We start from the raw sequence: 3419 nt of genomic DNA on the forward strand, positions 1-3419 counted from the left end.
GATAATCTTTCTCGGATTCAATCAATAATTGAACCGCTCTTTCTCTGATTTCAGGGGTATATTTTACTTTTTTCATCGGGACATTCTCTCAGAAAGCTTGGTCTCCGACAAACCCGGTACGGTTCAACTACGATCAACGACAAGTTCATCATTAATGTCGATGCCAGCATCTCTCATTGAAAGAGAGGCTACTTTGACAATGAATGTTGTTGCCTCATTGCTGATGAGGTGTTCATTCATGTCTAGAGTTTTATCTACATAGTCTTGAGCAGGGGAAGGAAAACCAGCAGCAACTTTCTCGGAAGCCAGAGGAATTTGCATGTGAGTGAACGGCTCTACAGGAGAGATTGAAGCAACATCATTAAAGCATTGTTTCTCTGCTTCGTTGAGATAATTCTTGATTTCTATGATCTTGGATACAGGTACTCTTACAGTTTTTGTAGGCTCGTTATATTTTAGCTTTCTACCGGAACCTTCTCGGCTTCCCCCACGATTATTGCTCATGACTTATCCATTATTTGATTTTGTGACAAAATCAAATAATAAACTTTACCTCATTCCAAAAACAAGAGAATCTGGATAAATGGTTAATATGAAAAGTATAAATTCTGGGAGATTTATAAATTTATTGACCTAATTCTTTGTCAGTTAGCTGCCTACCAAGTAGCTCCGAATGTGCATTAGAAAGATTTATATCCTGCAATAAAGCCGCTTCTGAAGGGAATTTTGAAGCTTTAGAATCATACGTATTGACGACTTTTATCACTCCTTTTAATGCCTCCACTGGATCTGAGTCGACATATGAAAGGGAGGGCTGCTCAAGGCAATAAGCTACATACTTTAGGGATTTTTCCGACCATATTATCTGATAGCTATACTGCTTTCTGTTCCCAAGTAACTATTGGTATTCTTTAAAAGTCAGTACTTTAACATGGAAAAGCTTCTACGGCCTTAAGTACAGAAAGTAGTCCATGCATAGTTTCCATCTGTTCTATAGGAACTCCTCCAGTTAATAAATTAGGTGAATTGAGAAAACGGTGCATCCATTTAATATCACCACCATTCAGGCTATAAACAGCTCTGTAAATCCGAATTACGATTATTGCTATTTCCCCTGATTGAGAATTTGGATCTAGCATTAGGCTTGCATCAGATAAATCCATATCAACGCATTCAAGATGCAGAATTCTTACAAATTGCTCAGGTTTTAACCCAAGCTGCTGAGCCGCTTTCCATGAAGCCTGAGCCAAAAGTTTAGATTTATTTATAGGTTGTGAAAGTGGACTCATAAGTATGCCCTTAATATAAAAAATAGTGCTTTTTCTTAAATTATCTGGAAAAATAAAAAGTATCTAAAATTTGTTATATTAGCCCCATAAAAAGCGCGAATCTAGTCTCCACGTTTTTATGACCTTCTTTGAGTAAATTGAAAAATTTTCTGAATAGAAAACTCTCCCAAATATGGGTTGTTCAGTAATCAGAGTTTTTTATTTCTCTTTTAAACAATATGGCTAAATAGGAACTTGATCAGAAAAAACACCACAAAAAATGCAATGGTTGCTCTCCTGGTAATTACCTTGAAATAAAAGCAATAGAAATAATTAAAGTGATGGTTTTTTGCAGATATTCACAATACTGAGTTTGAGTTTTGCTAAGTTTTGCATTTTTTAGCAACTTGAGTTGCTAAAAAATGCAATTTATAGCCATGAATTAAGTCCGCACTCATTTTTATGTGAGGACTTAATTAAGGTTAAGAGCCATCTATCACATAGGATAATAAGGCGTGTTCGTCAAATGCTCATAGAAATTAGTTAAAAGTTGATCATATATATTCTGTAAACTAATTAAAGATACTTGCTGAAATCCATATTCTTCAAAAAATTGATTATCAACAAAATATGCAACAGCTTCATATGTCGTGAGATGGCGTGCAACGTTAAGCTGTTTGCAAAAGCCTGGTTCAAATAGTAATTGTAGGGCCGTAGTTTCGATAATTTTAGAAGCTACTATTTTTGAAATGATCCGTACATTAAGATTTCGGATTTCAGATCTAATTGATTTAAGAACTACATGAGAGGAACTATTCATAATCGAGCCTTTAAGTGAATAGATTTTTCTTAAAAGAAAAATTTACTTAAATTATTTGTTATGAAAGAATGCAAAGGTAAAACGTCGAAATTTTACAATCTTTCATTTCCTGGGTTTGGAATGAAAAGCATGAGTGTCCTATTGTCTAGATAGGTCACTCATGCACATACAATATTGATCATCTAATTTCCCTCCTTAATTTTTAAAAGATGTTTTTTGTCGAAATAGACAATAAAATACTATCAATATTTATATGCAAACTTGCCTATTTAGTCAAGTTATTATTGTCGGTTTATGGTGTTTTATTATGATGCTTGAAATGGATGCTGATTTGTTTTGTCTAAGACTAAAAGAAATCAGAAAAATGAGAAAAATGACACAGCAAGAATTGGCGGAAAAATCAGGCATGCCATCTACATCAATTGCACATTTTGAGGCAGGTTCTCGTAAACCGTCGTTAGAAAATTTTTATAAGTTAGTTGTTGTGCTGAATATATCTGCTGATTATTTATTAGGATGTATAGATCAACATACTCATTCAGGGAGCGATCCAATTACAAAATCTATTCAAGCATTACCTGAATCAGAAAGACAGATGATTGAAAAATTCATCTTGTCGTTGCAAAACTAAAGTTTTATATCAAAACTGTGTCACCCTGTCTCTTCTTAAGATCAATATGACAATGGTCAGGGTGGGGTTCCCACTATCTTAGAAATTTAGCAGCAGGATTTGGCGGTTTGACCTTCAAACCAGTCATGATACGAATCAGCTCAACAAAGCACTCACTGTTATAGCGTGGCTGATATGGGCGTTTCAGGCGTTTGGATCGTAAAATCTGCAAGTCAGCCGCAATCATGGAACGTAGGGTTTCTACTGAAAGATCGAATCCATGCACGGTGGTGAGCTTTTCATGCGCCAAGGTGGGTCCAAATCCCAACAAATGTTCAAAAATAATGGAAAGACATTTGGTTTTTACCAAATCATCATGACTGGTTGAAAGATTCAAGATTTCAGTAGCACGGACTTGGATAATACGATGATCTTTAGGCGTTGTATTTATTTACCAGACATAGTGATCAGCATCTATAATTTATATCCAGTCCATGATGGTGAAAACCATCATAAACCAGACATTTTTATTGGTGAGAATATAGACACTTTAAATGGCACTGTTGCAAATAGAGATTTGAGTCGATGATGTTTCCTTTAAAAAGTACTTAGAGACCGAAAACCCTGTTGATTAGACACACTTCACCCTGAGGCTGACCATAATAAAATGACGATGCTTGTCCTTTACGTAGTGCACGCATGACTTCAATACCTTTAATTG

At 35.2% G+C, this 3419-nt stretch carries 2 protein-coding genes and 3 pseudogenes; 1 reads left to right on the forward strand and 4 read right to left on the reverse strand.

Annotated features, from left to right (window positions below; genetic code table 11):
- Positions 1 to 126: 126 nt before the first annotated feature.
- Together FTV09_RS17280 and FTV09_RS17285 are read right to left on the reverse strand one after the other, a co-directional pair.
- Positions 127 to 504, reverse strand: a pseudogene (locus tag FTV09_RS17280) (S24 family peptidase); the annotation flags it as partial.
- A gap of 422 nt (positions 505 to 926) precedes the next feature.
- The gene (locus FTV09_RS17285; RefSeq protein ID WP_120376127.1) at positions 927 to 1289 is read right to left on the reverse strand and encodes an antitoxin Xre/MbcA/ParS toxin-binding domain-containing protein; all 363 of its coding nucleotides are present in this window, start codon (positions 1287 to 1289) and stop codon (positions 927 to 929) included.
- A gap of 1106 nt (positions 1290 to 2395) precedes the next feature.
- On the opposite strand from FTV09_RS17285, the gene FTV09_RS17290 reads away from it, so the two are divergent.
- Complete coding sequence (locus FTV09_RS17290) at positions 2396 to 2719, forward strand: helix-turn-helix domain-containing protein (RefSeq protein ID WP_120376129.1); 324 nt, start codon at positions 2396 to 2398, stop codon at positions 2717 to 2719.
- 92 nt (positions 2720 to 2811) lie between these two features.
- Here FTV09_RS17290 and FTV09_RS17295 read toward each other — a convergent pair.
- Both FTV09_RS17295 and FTV09_RS17300 read right to left on the reverse strand, forming a co-directional pair.
- Positions 2812 to 3122 (reverse strand): annotated as a pseudogene (locus FTV09_RS17295) (ISNCY family transposase); the annotation flags it as partial.
- A 184-nt stretch (positions 3123 to 3306) separates the two neighbouring features.
- Positions 3307 to 3419 (reverse strand): annotated as a pseudogene (locus FTV09_RS17300) (IS6 family transposase); the annotation flags it as partial.

This window comes from Acinetobacter sp. YH12227 (assembly GCF_013417785.1).
GTDB lineage: Bacteria > Pseudomonadota > Gammaproteobacteria > Pseudomonadales > Moraxellaceae > Acinetobacter > Acinetobacter gandensis.

Coding starts and splice junctions, on each gene's coding strand:
- FTV09_RS17285 (WP_120376127.1), bottom strand. CDS start 1,289: ATGAGTCCACTTTCACAACCTATAAATAAATCTAAACTTTTGGCTCAG.
- FTV09_RS17290 (WP_120376129.1), top strand. CDS start 2,396: ATGATGCTTGAAATGGATGCTGATTTGTTTTGTCTAAGACTAAAAGAA.